Consider the following 21,124-nt stretch of genomic DNA (forward strand, 5'->3'; position numbering starts at 1 on the left):
GGAGGCGTCGCCGATGACCCTGCTCCGCAGCCATCTCGCGGGTACCTGGCAGACCGGGACCGGTGAGGGGCGCCCGCTGCACGACGCGGTGACCGGCGAGGAGGTCGCGCGGATCTCCGCCGACGGCCTCGATCTCGGCGCCGCACTCGACTTCGGCCGCCGGACCGGCGGCCCGGCGCTGCGGGAACTCACGTTCCACCAGCGCGCCGCGTTGCTCAAGGCGCTCGGGCAGCACCTGCGCGAGCACCGCGAGGAGCTCTATGCGGTCTCGGCGCAGACCGGTGCGACGCTCGGCGACTCGAAGTTCGACGTCGACGGCGGCATCGGCGTGCTGCTCGCCTACGCCTCGAAGGCCAAGCGCGAACTGCCCAACGACACCGTGGTCGTCGAGGGCGACGTCGAGCCCCTGGGGCGCGGCGGCACGTTCCTCGGCCAGCACGTCCTCACCCCGCTCCGTGGCGTGACGGTGCAGGTCAACGCGTTCAACTTCCCCGTATGGGGCCCGCTGGAGAAGCTCGCCCCCGCCTTCCTGGCCGGGGTCCCCACGCTGATCAAGCCGGCGTCGCCCACGGCGTTCCTCACCGCGAAGCTCGTCGAGCTGGTCGTGGACTCGGGCCTGCTGCCCACCGGCGCCGTCCAGTTCGTCGCGGGCGGGCTGGGGGACTGCTTCGAGCACCTGACCGGGCAGGACGTCGTGTCCTTCACCGGCTCGGCCTCGACCGCGCAGACCCTGCGGTCGCACCCGGCGATCGTCCGCAACGCCGTCCGGTTCTCCGCCGAGGCCGACTCCCTGAACCTCGCCGCGCTCGGCCCCGACGCGGGCCCGGGCACCGACGAGTTCGACCTGTTCGTGAAGGCCCTGACCACCGAGATGACGGTCAAGGCCGGGCAGAAGTGCACCGCGATCCGGCGCGCGTTCGTCCCCAGCGCCCACCTCGACGCCGTCGTCGAGGCCGCATCGGCGCGGCTCGCGACGGTCGTCGTCGGCGCGCCCGGCGCCGAGGGTGTCCGGATGGGCGCGCTCGCGAGCCTCGACCAGCGCGAGGAGGTCCGGCGCAGCGTGAAGGCCCTGCGCGACGCCGGCCGGATCGTGTCCGGCGACCCCGACCACGTCGAGGTGACCGGCGCCGACGCCGACCGCGGCGCATTCGTGTCCCCGCTGCTGCTCGTCGGCGACCCCGACCGCGCCGAGCCGCACGAGGTGGAGGCGTTCGGCCCGGTCGCGACCGTCCTGCCCTACGACACCACCGACCGGCTCGTCGAGTACGCCGCGCGCGGGCAGGGCTCGCTGGCCGGCTCGGTCGTCTCCGCCGACCCGGCGTTCGTCCGCGAGGTCGTGCTCGGCATCGCGCCGTTCCACGGCCGCGTGCACGTGCTCAACGCCCGCGACGCCGGCGAGTCCACCGGCCACGGGTCCCCGCCGCCGCAGCTGGTCCACGGCGGTCCCGGCCGGGCCGGCGGCGGCGAGGAGATGGGCGGGATCCGCGGGGTCCTGCACCACATGCAGCGCACCGCGGTCCAGGCCGACCCGGACTCGCTCGCCGCGATCACCGGCCGCTGGGTCACCGGCGCGCAGCGCCACGAGTCCGACGTGCACCCCTTCCGCAGGCACCTCGAGGAGCTCCGTCCCGGCGACTGCCTGGTCGCGGGCCCGCGCCGGGTCACCCGCGAGGACGTCGAGCACTTCGCCGAGTTCACCGGCGACACGTTCTACGCCCACATGGACGAGGCGGCCGCCGCGGCGAACCCGCTGTTCGGGCAGCGTGTCGCGCACGGCTACCTCGTCGTCTCGCTGGCCGCCGGCCTGTTCGTCGATCCGGACCCCGGCCCGGTGCTGGCCAACTTCGGCGTCGACGGGCTGCGTTTCCTCACGCCCGTCCGCTTCGACGACGAGCTCACCGTGACCCTGACCTGCAAGCAGCTCACCCCGCGCGAGTCCGCCGGGTACGGCGAGGTCCGGTGGGACGCCGACGTCACCCGCCAGGACGGCGAGTCCGTCGCCCGCTACGACGTCCTCACCCTCGTCGCGAAGAAGGACTCATGACCACCGCCACGAAGCGGTTCGGGGACGCGCCCCCGGCCGGGCTGCTCGACCCGGCCGAGCGCATGTCGGTCGACGAGCTCCGTGCGCTGCAGCTCGAGCGTCTGCAGTGGACGCTGCGGCACGCCTACGAGAACGTGCCGCACTACCGCGAGAAGTTCGACGCGCACGGCGTCCGGCCCGAGGACTGCCGCGAGCTCGCCGACATCGCGAGGTTCCCGACGACCACCAAGGCCGACCTGCGGGAGACCTACCCGTTCGGCATGTTCGCCGTGCCGCGGGAGCGGATCGCGCGGATCCACGCGTCGTCCGGGACGACCGGCCGTCCGACCGTCGTCGGCTACACCGCCGGGGACATCGACCGGTGGGCGACGCTCGTGGCCCGCTCGATCCGGGCGGCCGGCGGGCGACCCGGGCACCGGGTGCACGTCGCCTACGGGTACGGCCTGTTCACCGGCGGGCTCGGCGCGCACTACGGCGTCGAGAAGCTCGGCGCCACCGCGATCCCGGTCTCCGGCGGCATGACCCCGCGCCAGGTGCAGCTGATCACCGACTTCGAGCCCGAGGTCATCATGCTGACCCCGAGCTACATGCTCACCCTGCTCGACGAGTTCGAGCGCCAGGGCATCGACCCGCGCAGCTCCAGCCTGCGGGTCGGGATCTTCGGCGCCGAGCCGTGGACCGAGCAGATGCGCGCGGAGATCGAGGCGCGCGCCGGCATCCACGCCGTCGACATCTACGGGCTCTCCGAGGTGATGGGCCCCGGCGTCTCGCAGGAGTGCGTGGAGACCAAGGACGGCCTGCACATCTGGGAGGACCACTTCCTGCCCGAGGTCGTCGACCCGCTCGAGGGCACCCCGCTCCCCGACGGCGAGGAGGGGGAGCTGCTGTTCACCAGCCTCACCAAGGAGGGGCTGCCGATCATCCGCTACCGCACCCGGGACCTCACGACGCTGCTGCCCGGCACCGCGCGGCCGCAGATGCGCCGGATGGCCAAGATCACCGGCCGGTCCGACGACATGATCATCCTGCGCGGGGTGAACGTCTTCCCGACCCAGATCGAGGAGATCGTCCTGCGCACCCCGGGGTTCGCGCCGCACTTCCAGCTGGTGCTGACGACCGAGGGCCGGATGGACGCGCTGGGCGTCCGCGTCGAGGCCCGCCACGACACCCCCGCCGACCGGCGCGAACCGGCCGCGGCCGAGCTCGTGCGCGCGGTGAAGGAGACCGTCGGCGTGACCGTGACCTGCGAGGTCGTCGACCCGGACACGCTGGAGCGGTCGGTCGGGAAGCTGCAGCGGCTCCAGGACCGCCGTTCGTGACGGCTCAGCCGGCGGGCGGCACCGTCGTCCAGTCCGGGTACTTCGCGGGGCGGCCGTCGCCGGAGGAACGGCCGCGCAACCGCCTGCCGATCCACGGCAGGACGTGCTCGCGGTAGTACGCGAGCTGCGTCCCGGCGCGCGGCGGGGCGTCCGGGGCGGTGCCCGCCGCCGGGAGCGAGCCGCGGACCCCGAGCGCGTCCAGCACCAGCCCGGCGACGCGCACGTGCCCGGCCGGGCCGAGGTGCAGCCGGTCCGGCGACCAGTAGCCCGGCCCGCGGATCTCGGTGTCGGAGAAGGCGTCGACGAGGGTCAGGCCGTGCTCGCCCGCGAGGTCCGCGACGGCGCCGGTCAGCGCCGCCGCCCGCCGGTGCACGACCCGGCCCATCGGCAGCCCGGCCGACGGGTCCGCGCCGCTGAGCAGCACCAGCCGGACCCCCGCGTCGGCGCACCGGCGGACCGCGGACGCGGTGAGGGCGCGCAGCCGCGCCAGGTCGCTGCGCGGGCGCAGCATGTCGTTCCCGCCGCCGTTGAGCGTGACCATCGTGGGGAGCGGGTCGAGCGCGAGCGCGGCGTCCAGCTGGCGGCCGACGACGTCGTCGAGCAGCCGCCCGCGCACGGCCAGGTTCGCGTACGACACCGGCCCGCCCGACGCCCCGGCCAGCCCGGCCGCGACCCGGTCCGCCCAGCCGCGCGGGGTGCCCGCGGCGTCCTCGTCACCCACGCCCTCGGTGAAGCTGTCCCCGATCGCCACGTACCGCACGCGGTCCATGATCCGCCCCGCAACGGTCGTGGCGGCCGGGTGGGGTGGTGACGGCTGTTACCCTTGTCCGGTGCGCGGACTGGTGATTACCCGGCGCGCCGGCTGAACCCAGGTCGCCGGCGCGCGCGACGTCGTGCCGCCACCCGGACCTGGCCGGATCCCCTCGCGACCGCGACCCACGGAGATCCGATGGACACGCTCACCTCCGCCGAACCGGCGACCACCACGACGCCGGCCGGCCACCGCTTCACGTTGCTCGTCACCGGCGGGACCGAGGGCCTGATGAAGGTCCTCACGACACTGCGTTCGCGCCGGTACGCCGTGCGCGACCTGTGGGTCGATCTCTCCGGCGAGGTCGGCCGGGTCGAGGGCACCCTCGAACCCGACGGGCGCGACGCCGACCTGCTGCTGGAGCAGCTGCGCCGGGTCGTCGCGGTGGTGCGGGCCGAGCACGGCTGACCCCGGGCGTCACTCCCAGACGACGACGCTGCGCCGCACCGGCACCGAGGCCGGGTCGGCCGAGAACAGCTCGGGTGAGCGCTCGCGGATCCGCTCGATGTCGTCGAACACGGCCCGCAGGTGGCCGCGCATCGCGGCGTGGGCGGATCCGGTGTCACCGGACAGCACGGCGTCGAGGATCCGCACGTGCTGCGCGGCGTACTCGGTCGGCGGGCTCTCCGACAGCCCGAGCCGGCGGGCCCGGTCCAGGTGCCCCTTCGCGGAGACCACCGTCGTCCAGGCGCTGCCGTGCCCGCTGAGCCGGAGCAGGCCCTGGTGGAACGCCTCGTCCAGCTCGAAGAACGCGTCCTGGTCCAGTCCCGGCCGCTGCTGGGCGGCCAGGTTCTCCCGCAGCTCGGCGACGACCGCGGGATCCGGCTCGCCGGGCAGGTCCTGCAGCGCGGCCAGCTCGATCGCCTCACGGACGAACTGCGCGTCGGCGACGCGCGCCGGGTCGACCCGGGACACGAACGACCCGATCTTCGGGAAGACCTGCACCAGGCCCTCCTCGACGAGCAGGACGAGGCTCTCGCGGATCGGGGTGCGGCTCACGCCGAGCCGGGCGGCGAGCTCGTTCTCGGACAGCGCGGCGCCGGGCGCGAGCCCGAGGGTCAGCACCTCACGGCGCAGGGTCTCGTAGACCTCCCGGCGGCTCGTCCGCCGCGTCCCGTTCGGTGGCACGGCCCCACGATATCCGCAGCGACACCGTCACCGGCACTTGCGCCATCATCCCGACGGATGCTTGTATGCAAGTACTTCGCGACAGCAGGGGCGGAGGACGGCGACGGCACGGATCTCGGAACGGGAGTTCAGCGATGAGCACGATCGAGCGGGCCGAGGTGTTCGTCGCCTCGCCCGGGCGCACCTTCGTCACCCTGCGCATCACCACGTCCGACGGGGTCGTCGGGCTCGGCGACGCCACGCTCAACGGCCGCGAGCTCGCCGTCGCGAGCTACCTGCGCGACCACCTGGTGCCGCTGCTGATCGGCCGCGACCCGGCGCGCATCGAGGACACCTGGCAGTACCTGTACAAGGGCGCCTACTGGCGGCGCGGCCCGGTCACGATGACCGCGATCTCGGCCGTCGACACCGCGCTGTGGGACATCAAGGGCCGGGTCGCCGGCCTGCCCGTCTACGAGCTGCTCGGCGGCCGCTCCCGGGACGGCGTGCTGGTCTACTCGCATGCCAGCGGACGGGACGTCCCGGAGCTGCTCGACGACGTCGAGCGGTTCCTGGAGCAGGGCTTCAGGGCCGTCCGCGCCCAGGCGGCCGTGCCCGGCGTCGGGGGCACCTACGGCGTCCGCAAGGGCGCGCTCTACGAGCCCGCCGACACCGAGCTGCCCGACGAGCAGCCCTGGGACACCGAGGCCTACCTGGCCTTCGCCCCCGGGTACCTGGAGGCGGTGCGGGAGCGCTTCGGGTTCGGCTTCCACCTGCTGCACGACGTCCACCACCGGCTGTCCCCGATCGAGGCGGCCCGGTTCGGGAAGGACGTCGAGCCCGCGCGCCTGTTCTGGATGGAGGACCCGACCCCGGCCGAGGACCAGGAGGCGTTCCGCCTGATCCGGCAGCACACGACGACGCCGATCGCGACCGGCGAGATCCTCAGCTCGATCTGGGACGTCCAGCAGCTCATCACCGGGCAGCTGATCGACTACGTGCGCACCACCGTCGTGCACGCCGGGGGCATCACCCACCTGCGGCGGATCTTCGACCTGGCCGCGCTGTACCAGGTGCGCACCGGCTCGCACGGCGCCACCGACCTCTCCCCGGTCAGCATGGCCGCGGCCGTCCACCTCGATCTCGCGGTGCCGAACTTCGGCATCCAGGAGTACATGGGCCACCCGCCGGAGGCCGCGGAGGTGTTCCACGGCGGGCCGACGCTCGCCGACGGCATGCTGCACCCGTCCGACGAGCCGGGGCTGGGCGTGACCTACGACGAGACGGCGGCCGAGCGGTTCCCGTACCGGCAGCGGTACCTGCCGGTCGCGCGCCGGCTCGACGGCTCGGTGCACGACTGGTGAGCGCGCCCACGACCCGTCCCGCGCTGGGGCGCGCGACGCTCGCCCGCGTCCCCGCCGACGCCCGCCCGGCCGTCGATCCCGGTGACCTGCGGCCGCGCGTGCTGCACCTGGGGCTCGGCGCGTTCCACCGGGCCCACCAGGCGCCGTGCACCGAGCGCGCCGCCGCGGCCACCGGCGAGCCGTGGGGCGTCGCCGGAGTCGCGCCGCGCTCGGCGGACGTCGTCGACGGGCTGCGGGCGCAGGACCACCTCTACTCGCTGACCGAGCACGGCCCGGCCGGTCCGCGCACCGCGGTCGTCGGGGCGGTGGTGGAGGCGCTGCGGCTGGGCCCGGACGCCGGACGGGTGTCCGGCCTGCTCGCCGACCCGGACGTCACCGTCGTGACCCTGACGCTGACCGAGAAGGGCTACCGCCGGGGCCCCGGCGGCGGGCCGGACACCACCGACCCGGACGTCGCCGCCGACCTCGCCGGCACCGGGCCCCTGCGGACCCCGATCGGGGCGCTCGCCGCCGGACTCGCCCGCCGGATGCGGGACGGCGGCGCGCCGATCAGCGTCGTGTCCTGCGACAACACGGCGGACAACGGCGCGGTGACCGCCGCCGTCGTCCGGGGCTTCGTCGCCGCGTCGGCGTGGCCGGACCGGGACCGGGTGCTGGCGGCGATGGACACCGCGGTCACGTTCCCCGCGACCGTCGTCGACCGGATCGTGCCCGCCACCACCGACGCCGACCGCGCCGCCGCGGCGGCGGCCCTCGGCACCGTGGACGCCGTCCCGGTGACCGGCGAGAGCTACCTGCAGTGGGTGGTCGAGGACCGCTTCGCCGGGCCGCGGCCGCGCTGGGAGCTCGCCGGTGCCGAGCTGGTCGGCGACGTCGCGCCGTTCCAGCTGACCAAGCTGCGGCTGCTCAACGGCGCGCACTCGGCGCTCGCCTACCTCGGCCTCGCCGCCGGGGTGGAGACGGTCGCCGACACGATGGCCACGCACTGGGGCGCGCCGCTGGTCCGCGCTCTCGCCACCGAGGTCGCGCCGACCCTGCCCGCCGGCGGGCCGGACCCGGCCGCCTACGCCGACGCCCTCGTGGCACGCTTCGGGAACCCGGGGATCCGGCACCGCCTGCGCCAGATCGGCTCCGACGGCTCGCAGAAGATCGCCGAGCGCTGGTTCCCGGTGCTGCGGGCCGGGGGCGGCGGCCCCGTGCTGCGGCTCGCACTCGCCGGCTGGGTGCACGCCACCCGGCCCGGCACCACCGACCCGGCCGCGACCGTCCGCATGCTCCTGGACACCGCAGGGGCCCCCGATCTCGCCGCGGACGACGACCTGGTCACCGGCGTCGCCGCGCACCTGCCCGCACTCGGCGCCGGACGCGTCGAGCTCTGATCCACCACCCGGTCACGGAGCAACGGAGTTCTTGATGACGGACCACACCACGACGACCGGCTCCCCGGGACCGGCCACCCGCTCCACGCGGGATCTCGGCAAGGCCGCCGCGTCCGGCTGGCTCGGTACGGCGATGGAGTTCATGGACTTCCAGCTGTACTCGCTGGCGGCCGCGATCGTCTTCAACCAGGTCTTCTTCCCCGACGTGCACCCCGCCGTCGGCCTCATCGCCGCCATGGCGACCTACGGCGTCGGCTACGTCGCCCGGCTCGCCGGCGCCGTCTACTTCGGACGGATGGGCGACCGGCTGGGCCGCAAGAAGGTCCTCTACCTCACGATCCTGCTGATGGGCGTCTCGACCACGCTCATCGGTGCGCTCCCGACCTACGCCCAGATCGGCATCCTGGCGCCCGTCCTGCTCGTCGTGCTCCGCCTGGCGCAGGGCTTCGGCGCCGGTGCGGAGATCGCCGGCGCCACCGTGATGCTGGTGGAGTACGCGCCGAACCGGCGCCGGGGCCTGATCGGGTCGCTCGTCTCGCTGGGCACCAACTCGGGCACGCTCGCCGCGTCGGGCATCTGGGCGATCCTGCTCGTCGTCCTCACCGAGGAGCAGCTCGTCTCCTGGGGCTGGCGGCTGCCGTTCCTGCTGAGCTTCGTGCTGCTGATCCTGGCGGTGTGGCTGCGGCGCAACGTGAAGGAGAGCCCGGTCTTCGAGGAGCGGGCCGACGTCGTCGACGGCGTCGCGCTCAGCCGCGACGAGCTGACCGACGCCGCCGCGCAGCAGCCCGGGACGAGCGTCCTGGAGGCCGGGCTGAAGCAGCGCAAGGGACGGGCGTTCCTGCTCGCGCTCGGGCTGCGCTTCGGCCAGGCCGGCAACTCCGGCCTCGTCCAGACCTTCCTGGTCGGCTTCATCGCGACCAACCTGATGATGGACCGCTCGGTCCCCACCGACGCGATCGTGATCGGCTCCCTCGTCGGGTTCGTCACCGTGCCGCTGATCGGGCTGCTCAGCGACCGGATCGGCCGCCGCCCCGTCTACATCGGACTGACCGTGGCGACCGCGGTGCTCGCGTTCCCGCTGATGCTGATGATCGTCAGCGGGAACACCGTGCTGCTGACGCTGGCGATGGTGATCGCGCTCAACCTCGGCGTGCTGGGCATCTTCTCCGCGGAGAGCGTGACCATGGCCGAGCTCTTCGGGTCGCGCACCCGCTTCACCCAGCTCGCGCTGGCCAAGGAGGTCGGCGGCGTCCTCGCCACCGCGATCGGCCCCGTCCTCGCCGCCACCTTCACCGCGGTCACCGGCAGCTGGTGGCCGATCGCGGTGATGCTCGTCGTCTACTCGTCGATCACCCTGGTCGCCGCGCTCCTCGCGCCGGAGACCCGGGGCCGCGACCTGGTCCGCCTGGAGGACGCCGCATGAGGTCCGTCGTCGTACACGCACCCGGCGACCTGCGGGTCGACGAGCGCCCCGATCCGGCACCCGGGCCGGGGGAGGTCCTGGTCGCCATGGAGTGGGGCGGCATCTGCGGCTCCGACATCTCCTACTGGCGCCACGGCGGCTCGGGCACCGCGACACTCCGCCACCCGCTGGTGCTCGGGCACGAGGTGGCCGGCCGGGTCGCCGCACTCGGCCCGGACGTGACCGGGCCCGAACCGGGCACGCCGGTCACCGTCCACCCGGCGACCCTCGTCGGGGACCGGGAGCTGCCCTGCCGGATCGCCGGGCGGACGAACCTCCACCCGCGGGTGCGCTACCTCGGTTCGGCCGCCTTCGACCCGCACACCGACGGCGGGTTCAGCGGCCTGCGCACGGTCCCCGCCGACCAGGTCCGGGTCCTGCCCGGCGGTGTCGGCACCGAGCACGGCGCGCTCGCCGAGCCGCTGGCCGTCGCGCTGCACGCGGCCGGGCGGGCCGGGGACCTCACCGGGCGGACCGTCCTCGTCAACGGGGCGGGCCCGATCGGCTGCCTCGCGGTGGCCGCGGCCCGGTACCGCGGCGCGGCCACCGTGGTCGCGTCCGACGTCGACCCCGCCTCGCTGGCGGTCGCCCGCGCGATGGGGGCCGACGCCGTCGTCGATGTCTCCGCACAGCCACTGCCCGACGACGTCCACGTCGTGATCGAGGCGTCCGGCGCGCCGTCCGCACTCGGCCCGGTCCTGCGCGCCTGCGCCCGTGGCGGGACCGTCGTGCAGGTCGGGAACCTGCCGGGCGCCCCCGCCCCGGCCGCGCTGGGCGACCTGGTGACCCGCGAGATCACCTGGGTCGGCTCGTTCCGGTTCGTCGAGATCGCCGACGCGCTGACCGCACTGGCCGACGGCGTCGACGTGTCCCCGGTCGTCAGCCACCGGTTCGACCTCGCCGACGCCGGGGAGGCGATCGCCGTCGCCGCCGCCCCGGGCAGCAGCAAGGTCATGCTGAGGCTCGACCGGTGAGCGGGGTCGTGACCCTCGGCGAGACGATGGCGCTGCTGACGCCGGGGGACCGGCTGGTGGCGGGCTCGGCGCTCGGCGTCGGCATCGGCGGGGCGGAGTCGAACGTCGCGATCGGGCTGGCCCGCCTCGGCCACGACGTCACCTGGATCAGCCGGGTCGGCGACGACGACCTCGGCACGGCCGTCGTCCGCGAGATCCGCGCCGAGGGTGTGCGGGTGCTCGCCGAGCGCGACCCGGACGCCCCGACCGGGATCATGCTCAAGGAGATGCGCGACGGCAGGCCCCGCCGGGTCCGCTACTACCGGTCGGCGAGCGCCGCCGCCCGCTGGACCCCGGAGGACCTGGACCCGGTCGCGGCGGAGATCGAGGCGGCGCGGGTGCTGCACCTGACCGGCATCACACCGGCGCTCGGCTCCGGCCCGCTGGCCGTCGTGCGGCGCGCGGTCGCCGTCGCCCGCGCGGCCGGCACCGAGGTGGTGCTCGACGTCAACCACCGCCGCGCCCTGTGGACCGACGAGCGGGCCCGGACGGTGCTGACCGGCCTGCTCTCCGGGGTCGACGTCGTCCTCGCCGGGACCGACGAGGCGGCCCTGCTGCTCGACCGCCCGGCCGGGGACGACGACCCGGACCGCGGCGCGGAGCTCGCCGTCGCGCTCACCGGGCTCGGCCCGGCGACCGCGGTGGTCAAGCTCGGCGAGCTGGGCGCCGTCGCGGCGGGGCCGGACGGGCCGGTGCACGTCCCGACCGGACCGGTGGACGTCGTCGACGCCGTCGGTGCCGGGGACGCGTTCGTCGCCGGGTTCCTCGCCGAGCGGCTCGCCGGGGCCCCGCTGCGGGAGCAGCTCGCCCTCGGCAACGCCTGCGGGGGCGCGGTGTGCCGGGTGCGCGGCGACTGGGAGGGGCTGCCCACCCGCGCCGACCTGGCCCGTCCGGAACGGAGCGGGGCGGTGGTCCGCTGACCGGACGCGCCGGCGGCGCTACTCCCGCGGGCTGAGCCGCGCGTTCGGCAGCTCCGGTGCGGGGAGCGTCGACTCCCAGGTCGCCGGGAACCCGCCGAACCGGCCGCCGGGCGTCCCGCCTGCGGCGCGCTCGGCCTGCCACTGCTCGCGGTAGCCGGCGATCTCGTCGTGCGACGAGCCGACGAAGTTCCACCACATGACGATCCGCTCGCCCAGCGGCTCCCCGCCGAGCAGCAGCACCCGGGCGCCGTCGGCACCGGCGCGCAGGTCCAGCGCCGACCGGCCGGGCGGGAGGTACACCAGCTCGCCGGGTGCCGCCGCCGTCCCGCAGACCTCGACGTCGCCGGTGTCGACGAGCACGCCGTGCTCGAAGACCGGGTCGACGTCCGGGGCGAGCACCGCGCCCGCGGGCAGCACGACCTCGGCGCCGAGCAGCGGCGAGAACGTCGCGACCGGGGACGTCGACCCGCCCAGCGAACCGAGGAAGACCCGCACCGTGGCACCGTCGAGCACGGTCGCCGGTGGCACGTGGTGCTCGAACGCCGGCTCCGTCTGCCGGTGCGCCTCCGGCAGCGCCACCCACAGCTGGGCCCCGTGCAGGACACCCGTGCGGGGCGTGGAGAACTCCGAGTGCGCGATGCCGCGCCCGGCCGTCATCAGGTTCAGCTCCCCGGGCCGGACGAGCGCGTGCGCGCCGGTCGTGTCCCGGTGCTCGATCTCGCCGGAGAACAGCCACGACACCGTCTGCAGCCCGGTGTGCGGGTGCCCGGGGACGGCCATCCCGCCTGCGTCGGACACGCGGTCCGGGCCGTAGTGGTCGAGGAAGCACCAGGCGCCGATCAGCGACCGCGCGCGGCGCGGCAGGGTGCGGCGCACCGTGATCGCCCGCGGACCGCCCAGCGGCACCGTGCGCGGCTCCACCAGCTCGACGGCCGCGGCGTCACCACCGCAGACGAGCGCCTCGGGCGCGGTCTCGACGTTGCTCACGGGCGGGCCTCCCCGGTGTCGCGGACGAGTGCCTGCTCGACCGTGGCGATCGCGTCCGGGGTCACCGGGTCGAGGACGTCGGCGAACCCGTCGTGCGTCCCGACCCAGCGCCGGACGTACGGGCACAGGGGCACGATCCTCCTCCCCGCCGCGCGGGTGTCGGAGAGCGCGTCGCGCACGAGCGTCCCGGCGAGGCCACGGCCGCCGTACGCGTCGTCGATCTCGGTGTGGTGGAAGATCCGCCGCTCGTCGCCGTCGTCGACGTACGCGGCGAGGCCCACCCGGGTCCCGCCCAGCGCGATCTCGTAGCGGCTGCGCCCCGGCTCGTGGGTGACGACCGGGTCCTCGGTGTCCGACATGACCGGATCAACCGCTCAGGTGTCCGCGGTGTTCCGCGCGGGTGCGGTCTCCACCGCGACCACGACGGCCACCATGAGTGCCGCCGCGACGACCGGCGTCCACGGCGCGAACGCCGACAGCCCGAGGAGCACGGCCAGCCCGGCGACGACGGCATTGCGGCCCGTGCACAGGGTCGGCCGGATCGACAGCGCCCAGATCCCCAGCACGAACACCGCCACCGGCACGGTCAGCGTCGCCCCGGCGGCCGCGGCGAGCCCGGTCTGCCGGGTGTCGACGTCGACGGCCACCTCGATGCCCGCCGAGAACGCCCCGGCCGCGGCGAAGATCAGGTAGTGGCCGTAGCCGAAGACCAGCGCGCGCGGCATGAACCGGACGTGCTCGTGCTGCTCCCGGCAGAAGTAGATCCACCACATCCCGGCCGCCAGGACGAGCCCGCAGGCCGACAGCTCGAGCAGCGGGGCGAGGTGCTCGGCGGAGGAGAGCGCGTCGACGACGGCGCCGGTCGAGGCCAGGATCGACTCCCCGAGCAGGATCAGGGTGAACAGGCTGTACCGCTCGGCGATGTGGTGCGGGTGCCACGGCGTGCTCCGCGCCCGCTCGGCGAGGACCGGCACCGACAGCTCGGCCAGTGCCAGCACGACGAACGTGACGACGCCGGTCGCGCCGGTCGGGGACCAGACCACCCACAGCACCCACAGCACCTGGACGCCGGTGATCCCACCGGCGTAGCGCAGCGCGGTCGTCCGCAGGCCCGGGTGCGATCCGGCGGCCCGCAGCCACTGGGTCACCATCGCCAGCCGCATGATCAGGTAGCCGGCGACGGTGACGGTGAAGCCCGACCCGGCCATCGCGGCCGGGGTCCCGGCGGCCAGCACGAGCGCGCCCGCCATCTGCACGAACGTCAGGACCCGGTAGAGCCAGTCGTCGACGTCGAAGGCGCTGGCGAACCAGGTGAAGTTCATCCAGGCCCACCAGACCGCGAAGAACACGATCAGGTACCCGCCGAGCCCGGCGCCGACGTGACCGCCCGACTCGGCGTGGTGCAGCTCCGCCGAGGACAGCGACACCGCGACGACGAACACCAGGTCGAAGAACAGCTCCAGAGGGCTCGCGACCCGGTGCGGTTCGTCCGGGTCCCGCGGGTGCATCCTGCTCAGGCCGAGCGAAGGTGTGCTCACGGCGTCATCGTTGCGTGCCGCACTAGTCTGTGCGACGCCGACACGGGGGAGGGGACCGGAGATGACCGTGCAGGAGAGCCGGCAGCGTCTGCTGCGCCGGACCGGCGACTCCGAGGTCGCGCCGATCGAGCTGTTCTTCGACCTGGTCTACGTGTTCGCGATCGTCCAGGTCTCGCACACCCTGCTGTACCACCTCACCCCGCTCGGGGCGCTGGAGACGGCGCTGCTGTTCACCGCGGTGTGGTGGCTCTGGAACTACTCGGCGTGGGCGATGAACTACCTCGATCCGGCGCGGACCCCGGTCCGGGTGCTGAACGCCCTGCTCATGCTCGCGGCGCTCGGGATGGCGCTGGCGCTGCCGTCGGCGTTCGCGGGCGGCGGGCTGCTGTTCGCCCTGTGCTTCGCGGCCGCCCAGATCGGGCGGCCGCTGTTCATGTGGATCACGATGCGCGGGCACGTGCTGTCCCGCAACTACCGCAACCTGCTCGTCTGGAGCGCCGCCGCGAGCGTGCTGTTCCTCGTCGGCGCGTTCCTCCCGCCGGTGGCCCGGCTGGTCGTCTGGGCGGTCGCGGTGGCGGTCGACCTCGCCGGGCCACGCTTCGAGTTCCGCGTGCCCGGGCTCGGCTCCACCCCGATGACGGACTGGCCGGTCGACGTCGAGCACCTCGCCGAGCGCAACCGGCTGGTGTTCATCATCGCGCTCGGCGAGTCCATCCTGATCATGGGATTCACCCTGTCCGAGATGGCGGAGATCACGCCCTACACCGTGCTGATCACCCTGCTCGGGTTCACCGGCCTGGTGGCGCTGTGGTGGTCGTACTTCGCGCTGGCCGGGCACGGGACGGCCGCCAGCCGGGGCGACGACAGCACCCGTGCCGCCCGCTCGGCGTTCGCCTACGCGCACGGCCTGATGGTCGCCGGGGCGGTGCTGTTCGCGGTCGCGATCGACCTGCACCTGACGCACCCGGAGAACACGCCGTCGCTGGTGCTGACGTCGATCGGCGGCCCACTGCTCTACCTCGTCGGGAACAAGATCTACCTGCGCGGACGCACCGGGACGGTCGGTAAGTCCCGCTACGTCGCCGGCGCGGTGCTGATCGTCGCCGGTGCCGTCGCCCTGCTGCTCGGGCACGCGCTCCCGGCCATCGCGATCGGGCTCGTGGTGCTGGCGGTGGTCGTCGGGCTGGCGGTGGTCACGCAGCTGTCCGGCGGTCGTGCCGAGCCGGTGTGACGGCTCAGGACGTCCACGCGGGCGACCGGCCGGTCACGGCCACGATCCGGTCCAGCACCGGTGCCCCGGCGGGAACGTCGACGGGACCGGCGAAGACGCCCATCCCGCGGCCCTGCTCGGCCGTGCCGGAGACGGCGTCCAGGGCCGCGGCGAGCACGTCGGCGGGCCAGACCGGGCCGGTGCCGACCGAGCGCCCCAGGTCCTAGCCGTGCACCACGAGCTCGCCCAGCACCATCCCGCCGATCATCGCTGCCGGCACCTCCTCACCCAGGACGACGGTGCCCTGCCAGGCAGCCGGGTCGGACCACACGGCGGCCAGCTCCGAGCGGGCGTCGTCGAGGCGGGCCGGCCAGTCGTCCGTGACCAGCTCGGCGGCGCGCGCCTCGTCGCCCGCGGCGGGGTCCTCCCGGCGCCCGACGGCGGCCAGCAGCGGCGTCCAGTACAGGAGGTGACCGAGCAGTCCCCGCAGGTCCCAGGCGGCGCACGGGGTCGGCGCGGTGAGCGGCAGATCGGTGGCGGCCTTCACGAGCGGGACGTGCGCTGCCGCGGCGGGGGCGATGTGCTGGTGCATGGCCGCAACGCTAGGGCGACAGCGGGGGGCCGGGCTTGGACGAACGCGCCATACTCACCGTCGATGGACGCCGATCCGCGCGGGCTGTCCGGGGAGTGGGCCCGGTACCAGCGGCACCACAGCGAGCCGCCCCCGCCGGACCTCGCCGGCTTCGTCGACCGGTTCTGGACGGTCGGCTGGGACTATGCGCGGCCGTTCCTGCAGAAGATCGTCCCGTATCCGCAGGTGCACCTGACGGGGGAGCCGGGCGTGGGGCCGCTCCGGATCAGCGGGCCGGCGTCGCGGTTCGTGACGCGCGAGCTGCACGGTCGCGGGCGGGTCGTCGGGGTGGCGTTCCGGCCGGGCACCGCGCGAGCGCTGGCAGGAGTCCCCGTCGCGACACTCGCCGACCGCCGGGTCCCGGCCGGGGCACCCTTCGACGGGCCCGGGCCGCCGGACGTCGACGGTCTGGCGGAGCGGCTGCGAGCCGTTCTCCCACCGGACGGCCCCGACCGGTCGGCCCGTGACGCTCACGACCTCGTCGCCGCGGTCGTCGCGGACCGGGAGCTCACCCGGGTCGACCGGCTCGCCCGGCACGGCGGCTACAGCGTCCGGTCGTTGCAGCGGATCTTCCACGAGCACGTCGGCCTCGGCCCGAAGTGGGTGATCCGCCGCTACCGGCTGCACGAGGTCACCGAGCTGATGGCGGGGGGTGCGCCCGTCCACTGGGCCGAGGTCGCCGCCACGCTCGGGTACACCGACCAGGCCCACCTCTCCCGGGACTTCGCCGGTCTGTTCGGGGAGCCGCCGACCGTCTACGCGCGCCGCTACGGACCTCGCGTGCCTGCCGGCCCGGTCCCGCCGTCCGGCGGCTCCGGCCCGGTGCTGCCATCCTGATCGTCGACGGGGCGCCGCCCCGGGGAGGCGGCACCCGATGACCGAGGGGACGGACGGCCGGACGGGTGTGCCCGGTCCCACCTCGGCGACGCTCGTGCTGGAGCCGGTGCCGCACCCGTCCGGGCCCGTGCTGCTGCGCGCCACCGGCGAGATCGACGACGTCACGGCGGCCGACCTGGCCGAGCATCTGGTGGCCTGGTTCGGTGCGGCACCACGGGTGGTGCTGGACCTGTCGGGGGTGTCGTTCCTCGGGTCGCCGGGCCTGTCGGTGCTGCTCGCCGCGCACCGCGACGCCGCCGCCGGGGGAGTGACGTTCCAGCTCCGCTGCGGCGACGCCCGCCAGGTGCGCCGCGTCCTGCAGACCACGGGGACCCTGGAGTACCTCGACGTCCTGGACCGGATCCCGGCCGGCGGTGCGGGACGGGCCCCGCACGCGGCGCTGTTCGCCGTGCCTCCCGGCGACGACGGTCAGGACCCGACCGGTCCCGATTCGGACACAACGGAGGACGGACGCGGCGTCACACTGCTGTAGAACTCGGACCGGACACCCGAACCGGACGAGGGGAGCGACGATGACGTCGCCGGACAGTGGGACGCACGACGCACGGAGACGCCGGGCGCTCGCCTGGATCGTCGGGACCGCGACCGTCGGGCTGGTGTTCGACGGCTACGACCTCGTCGTCTACGGGACCCTGGTGCCGCTGTTCCTCCGCGACCCGTCGCTGATCGGACCGGTCGACGCGGGCACCGCCGGTGCGCTCGGCAGCTACGCGCTGGTCGGCGTCCTGGTCGGGGCGCTGATCGCCGGGTCGGTCGCCGACCTGGTCGGCCGCCGGAAGGTCATGCTGACCTCCTACGTCTGGTTCTCGGTCGGCATGGCCGCGACCGCGTTCACGACGACGACGGCCGCGTTCGGTGCGCTGCGCTTCCTGACCGGCATCGGGGTCGGCGCGCTGGTGGCGACGACCGGTGCCCTCGTCGCCGAGTTCGCGCCACCCGGCAGGAAGAACCTGTGCACCGCGATCGCCTACTGCGGCGTGCCGCTGGGCAGCCTGCTCGCGGCGCTGCTGGCGATCCTGCTGCTGCCGCTCGTCGGGTGGCGCGGCATGTTCCTGATCGGCGCGCTGCCGCTCGTGCTGGTCCTGCCGGTGGCGGTCGCCCGGATGCCGGAGTCCCCGTCGTGGCTGGTCAGCCGCGGCCGGATCGAGGAGGCGCGCGCGGTCGCCGACCGCACCGGTGTCGCGGTACCGGAGCTCACCCGTGCCGCTGCCCCGGTCGCCGCTCCCGCCGGACGGGCCGGTTTTGCCGGGCTGTTCCGCACCCCGCACCTGACGCCGACGCTGCTGTTCGGGTTCGTCAGCGCCGCCGGCCTGCTCCTGGTCTACGCGCTCAACACCTGGCTGCCGGAGCTGATGGGCCGTGCCGGGTTCTCGGCGAACGGCTCCCTGAGCTTCCTGCTGGTGCTCAACGGCGGTGCCGTGCTCGGTGCGCTGGCGGCCAGCCGGATCTCCGACCGGTTCGGCCCGCGCCGGGTCGTCGCCGCCAGCTTCGCGCTCGGTGCCCTGTCGATCGCCCTGCTCACCCTGGAGCTGCCGATCGGCCTGCTGCTGGCATTCGTCGCGGTCGTCGGGCTCGGCACCAGCGGCACCCAGATCCTGATCTTCGGCTTCGCGTCGACGCACTACCCGACGCCGGTGCGCAGCGCGGGCGTCGCCTGGGTCGCGGGGTTCGGACGGCTCGGCGGGATCGGCGGGCCGCTCGTCGGCGGCGCTCTGGTGGCGTCCGGGGCGGCCCTGGACTCGATCTTCTACCTGCTGGCGGGGCTGGCGGTGCTGGGCGCGCTGCTCACCCTGGCGATCCCCGCCGCGCGCCGGAGCACCGAGGACCCCAGGGAGCCGGGGAAGCCAGGGGACCCAGGGGATCGCGCCACCCCCGTCGCGCCGGCTACCCCGGCCGCTCCGCCTACCCCGGCCGCTCCGCCTACCCCGGCGGCCCCGGCCCCGGCGGCCCCGGCCGCGGGCCCCGGTGACGCGCTGCAGACCGAGCCTGGCCGCCGACCCTCGGCGCACCACCGATGATCACGGATCGGGAAGCGAAGCGGTCATATCCGGCCACGATGCTGCCCGATCCGTGATCAGGGCAGGGCAGGGCTGGGCGGGCGCGGTCGAGATCAGGTCGGGGCCAAGACGGGATCAGGTCATGGGCGGGAGCAGGTCCTGGGGGAGCTGGGCGGGAAGCGATGCGGACGGTGGCCGGCCGCGGACGGGGCGATGGAGCCGGGCCCGCCCGGGACAGGATGCCGTGCCGGTCGCCGTGCCCGCGACCTCGGCGCTCGGACCCGATGATCACGGATCGGGAAGGGAGGCGGTCACTTCTGGCCGCCGGACTTCCCGACCCGTGATCACCTGGGTCGGGCCGGCGCCGGGAACCGGGTTGAGGGGCCGGTGTCGGGGTGGGCGGTGGTCGGGAGCCTGCAGCGGGTCGGCGGTGTCGGTGCTGGTCTGCGGCGGAGTCAGGACGCTGTTCTCGTCGCCGCGCTCCGTCCGGTCGGTGCACGGGCCGGGTGACCACAGGTCAGGAAGGGAGCCGGTCACCCTCTGGCCGCGCGTCCCGCGCCCTGTCCGGTCGACACCCCGGTGATCACGGATCGGGAAGGGAGCCGGTCATTTCTGGCCGCGATGATTCCCGATCCGTGATCACCGGGCGCGGGGCTAGGTGCGGGGCCAGGGCGGGGCAGGGACCCGGTGAGCTGGTACGGGTCAGGGGCAGTAGCCGGCCCTGAGTGGGCCGGGGCCGGGGCCGGGGCCAGGGCCAGGGCGAGGGCCAGTGCGGGGCCGGGGCCGGGGCCGGGGCCGGGCCAGTGGCAGTGCCGGGACCAGGACCAGGACCAGGACCAGTGGCAGTGGCGGTGACGAGATGTGTGGCCAGGCAATGAGCGGGCCATGAAGGGCGACGGGGCCGGCGGGGGAGAGCGCGGCCGCGGCGGAGCGAGCCGGGAAGGGGCAGGGCCCGGAGTCGGCCGAGGGCCTGCCCGTGGCGGAGTGGCGTGTGAGTCGCGTACCAGGTCCGGGGCGTGGGGCGCGCCCGTTGCTCATCGGCCCCGGCCGTTCCCCGGGCGCCGGCGCCCGAGCCCGCCGGAGATCACCGCCACCGGCCAGCCGAAACCGGACTCGGGAGCTGGCGCCCGAGTCCGGTGATCCCGGATCGGGAAGGGACGCGGCCACATCCGGCCGCCACGCTTCCCGATCCGTGATCTTGGGCTGGTCAGGCCTCCGCGGACTCGGCGGCGCGGCGGGCCAGACGCTCGCGCTGGGGGACGACGACGTAGCGCGGGTCCTTGGTCGTCTCGACCCCCGCCTCGAACACGGACAGCCGCTGCAGGAGGCTCCCGGCCAGCAGGGCGAGCCCGGATGCGGCGGCGCCGGCCCGGGACCGGCGTCCGAGCAGGAGGGTCCCGGCGAGGCCCGCGGCGGTGCACGCCTCGGAGGCCTTCCGGAGCCGTCCGGCGTGCCCGTGCTCGTAGGCCTCGCGGATGATCCCCATCCGCCGTTCCATGATCTTCCCGGCGACGAGCTCGCCCGCGGCCCCGAGCACCGCGAACGCCCGTGCCGGGCCTGCCTCGGCGACCGGCGCGGCGAGCATGCCGAACCCGCCGCCACTGGCCGCGGCCGAGCCGGCGAACACGAACGGCAGCTCGTCGCGGACCTCGTTCCAGCCGGGCACGGCGGTGTGCGAGAACAGCACCGCGGTGTAGGTGCACAGCGCCGGGGCGGTCGCGGCCGCACCGAGCCCGGCCGGGCGGGCCAGCGCGTCCAGCAGCCGGACCGGCCACGACCGGCGGACCCGCGGGGGGAGCGCGCCGGTCAGCTCGGCGGTCCCGGCCAGGCCGGCGGCCGGGCCGAACACGGCCAGGATCCAGGTGCCGACGCTCATCGGCGACGTCGGCTTGGCCACCCGCAGCATGTGGTGGAACCGCTCCGGACGCCCGAGGTCGGACACCAGGAAGTAGGTGCTCGCCACCAGCCCGCCGAGCGCACCGGCGCGGCTCGCCCGGCGCAGCGCGGGCCGTCCGGTGAGGTCCGCGCCGGCCCCGACCACCGCGGTCCCGGCGGCGAGCCCGCCGCAGAACAGGTAGTAGGCGATCTTGTGCTCCCACACCGGCGGCTTGAGCACGGCCCGGCCGTAGTACGACGAGAACTCCGCCTCGGGGACCATCGACTCCTCGCCGCGTCCGCCGCCCCGGCGACGACGACGGCGGCGTCCGCCCTGGAACATCTCGGCATCCCGCGCACCGGGCGCACCGGGAGCAGCGGGCAGGCCGGCCTCGGGCACTCCGGCCGACGGCGCTCCGGTCGGCGGCACTGCGGTCGATGACTGTCCGGCCGACAGCACTGCGCTCGGCGGCACTCCGGCCGACGGCTCTGCGACCGGCGGATCGCCGGGCGAGGGGGTGCCGGGCGAGGGGGTGCCGGACGAGGGCGTGCCGGGCACAGGGGCGTCGT

The 21,124-nt window shown here is 75.0% G+C and carries 20 protein-coding genes; 12 read left to right on the top strand and 8 right to left on the bottom strand.

The genetic code is table 11. The features are described 5' to 3' along the window. Positions 1-13 precede the first annotated feature (13 nt). Together paaZ and paaK are read left to right on the top strand one after the other, a co-directional pair. Positions 14-2,044 carry a phenylacetic acid degradation bifunctional protein PaaZ gene (gene paaZ, locus AD017_RS20660; protein WP_060575187.1) on the top strand — a complete coding sequence of 677 codons (2,031 nt, stop codon included), beginning with the start codon at positions 14-16 and terminating at the stop codon, positions 2,042-2,044. Next, entirely contained in the window at positions 2,041-3,363 is a 1,323-nt protein-coding gene (gene paaK / locus AD017_RS20665; RefSeq protein WP_010224370.1) for a phenylacetate--CoA ligase PaaK, read from the top strand. Before paaZ ends, paaK begins: the two co-directional genes overlap by 4 nt. A 4-nt stretch (positions 3,364-3,367) precedes the next feature. Here paaK and AD017_RS20670 read toward each other — a convergent pair whose 3' ends face one another. After that, positions 3,368-4,132 carry an SGNH/GDSL hydrolase family protein gene (locus tag AD017_RS20670; protein ID WP_202968885.1) on the bottom strand — a complete coding sequence of 255 codons (765 nt, stop codon included), beginning with the start codon at positions 4,130-4,132 and terminating at the stop codon, positions 3,368-3,370. Between the two features lie 180 nt (positions 4,133-4,312). On the opposite strand from AD017_RS20670, the gene AD017_RS20675 reads away from it, so the two are divergent. Beyond that, positions 4,313-4,582, top strand: coding sequence for a hypothetical protein (locus AD017_RS20675; protein ID WP_010231891.1), 270 nt, complete (start codon positions 4,313-4,315; stop codon positions 4,580-4,582). 9 nt (positions 4,583-4,591) lie between these two features. Here AD017_RS20675 and AD017_RS20680 read toward each other — a convergent pair whose 3' ends face one another. Continuing rightward, positions 4,592-5,302, bottom strand: coding sequence for a GntR family transcriptional regulator (locus AD017_RS20680; protein WP_010231889.1), 711 nt, complete (start codon positions 5,300-5,302; stop codon positions 4,592-4,594). Positions 5,303-5,436: 134 nt separating this feature from the next. Between AD017_RS20680 and manD the strand changes: the two genes are divergently transcribed. From manD to AD017_RS20705, 5 genes are read left to right on the top strand one after another with little or no spacing between them, the layout of a single operon-like run. Beyond that, the gene (gene manD / locus AD017_RS20685) at positions 5,437-6,645 is read left to right on the top strand and encodes a D-mannonate dehydratase ManD (protein ID WP_060575188.1); all 1,209 of its coding nucleotides are present in this window, start codon (positions 5,437-5,439) and stop codon (positions 6,643-6,645) included. Further along, positions 6,642-8,024, top strand: coding sequence for a mannitol dehydrogenase family protein (locus AD017_RS20690; RefSeq protein ID WP_060575189.1), 1,383 nt, complete (start codon positions 6,642-6,644; stop codon positions 8,022-8,024). Before manD ends, AD017_RS20690 begins: the two co-directional genes overlap by 4 nt. A gap of 34 nt (positions 8,025-8,058) precedes the next feature. Then, on the top strand, positions 8,059-9,447 hold the full coding sequence (locus AD017_RS20695; protein WP_010224279.1) for an MFS transporter: 1,389 nt from the start codon (positions 8,059-8,061) through the stop codon (positions 9,445-9,447). Next, entirely contained in the window at positions 9,444-10,460 is a 1,017-nt protein-coding gene (locus AD017_RS20700) for an L-idonate 5-dehydrogenase (protein WP_060575190.1), read from the top strand. The genes AD017_RS20695 and AD017_RS20700 overlap by 4 nt, the downstream gene beginning before the upstream one ends. A 26-nt stretch (positions 10,461-10,486) precedes the next feature. After that, the gene (locus AD017_RS20705) at positions 10,487-11,419 is read left to right on the top strand and encodes a sugar kinase (RefSeq protein ID WP_060576509.1); all 933 of its coding nucleotides are present in this window, start codon (positions 10,487-10,489) and stop codon (positions 11,417-11,419) included. Positions 11,420-11,437: 18 nt separating this feature from the next. On the opposite strand, the gene AD017_RS20710 is transcribed toward AD017_RS20705, so the two are convergent. The 3 genes from AD017_RS20710 to AD017_RS20720 are packed head-to-tail and all read right to left on the bottom strand — an operon-like array spanning position 11,438 to position 13,944. Then, entirely contained in the window at positions 11,438-12,406 is a 969-nt protein-coding gene (locus AD017_RS20710; protein WP_060575191.1) for a pirin family protein, read from the bottom strand. Further along, complete coding sequence (locus tag AD017_RS20715; RefSeq protein WP_060575192.1) at positions 12,403-12,765, bottom strand: GNAT family N-acetyltransferase; 363 nt, start codon at positions 12,763-12,765, stop codon at positions 12,403-12,405. Before AD017_RS20715 ends, AD017_RS20710 begins: the two co-directional genes overlap by 4 nt. A 15-nt stretch (positions 12,766-12,780) precedes the next feature. Continuing rightward, on the bottom strand, positions 12,781-13,944 hold the full coding sequence (locus AD017_RS20720; RefSeq protein ID WP_202968886.1) for a low temperature requirement protein A: 1,164 nt from the start codon (positions 13,942-13,944) through the stop codon (positions 12,781-12,783). A gap of 61 nt (positions 13,945-14,005) precedes the next feature. On the opposite strand from AD017_RS20720, the gene AD017_RS20725 reads away from it, so the two are divergent. Beyond that, positions 14,006-15,175 carry a low temperature requirement protein A gene (locus tag AD017_RS20725; protein ID WP_060575194.1) on the top strand — a complete coding sequence of 390 codons (1,170 nt, stop codon included), beginning with the start codon at positions 14,006-14,008 and terminating at the stop codon, positions 15,173-15,175. A 4-nt stretch (positions 15,176-15,179) separates the two neighbouring features. Here the strand turns inward: AD017_RS20725 and AD017_RS35410 are convergent, their stop codons facing one another. Both AD017_RS35410 and AD017_RS20730 read right to left on the bottom strand, forming a co-directional pair. Next, complete coding sequence (locus AD017_RS35410; RefSeq protein WP_168172286.1) at positions 15,180-15,332, bottom strand: hypothetical protein; 153 nt, start codon at positions 15,330-15,332, stop codon at positions 15,180-15,182. A 45-nt stretch (positions 15,333-15,377) separates the two neighbouring features. Then, complete coding sequence (locus AD017_RS20730) at positions 15,378-15,746, bottom strand: maleylpyruvate isomerase N-terminal domain-containing protein (protein WP_060575195.1); 369 nt, start codon at positions 15,744-15,746, stop codon at positions 15,378-15,380. A 63-nt stretch (positions 15,747-15,809) separates the two neighbouring features. Here AD017_RS20730 and AD017_RS20735 point away from each other — a divergent pair, with 63 nt between their 5' ends. Genes AD017_RS20735 through AD017_RS20745 form a run of 3 tightly spaced genes read left to right on the top strand, consistent with a single transcriptional unit; the run spans position 15,810 to position 18,700 of the window. Beyond that, positions 15,810-16,622 (top strand): DUF6597 domain-containing transcriptional factor, encoded by an 813-nt coding sequence (locus AD017_RS20735; protein ID WP_060575196.1) that lies wholly within the window; start codon positions 15,810-15,812, stop codon positions 16,620-16,622. 37 nt (positions 16,623-16,659) lie between these two features. Next, the gene (locus tag AD017_RS20740) at positions 16,660-17,154 is read left to right on the top strand and encodes an STAS domain-containing protein (RefSeq protein WP_010227390.1); all 495 of its coding nucleotides are present in this window, start codon (positions 16,660-16,662) and stop codon (positions 17,152-17,154) included. Between the two features lie 40 nt (positions 17,155-17,194). Beyond that, positions 17,195-18,700, top strand: a complete 1,506-nt coding sequence (locus tag AD017_RS20745) for an MFS transporter (protein ID WP_060575197.1) — start codon at positions 17,195-17,197, stop codon at positions 18,698-18,700. 1,186 nt (positions 18,701-19,886) lie between these two features. On the opposite strand, the gene nrfD is transcribed toward AD017_RS20745, so the two are convergent. Then, complete coding sequence (gene nrfD / locus AD017_RS20750) at positions 19,887-20,897, bottom strand: NrfD/PsrC family molybdoenzyme membrane anchor subunit (RefSeq protein WP_145982792.1); 1,011 nt, start codon at positions 20,895-20,897, stop codon at positions 19,887-19,889. Between the last annotated feature and the right edge of the window lie 227 nt (positions 20,898-21,124).

The sequence above is a fragment of the Pseudonocardia sp. EC080619-01 genome, assembly GCF_001420995.1.
Lineage (GTDB): Bacteria > Actinomycetota > Actinomycetes > Mycobacteriales > Pseudonocardiaceae > Pseudonocardia.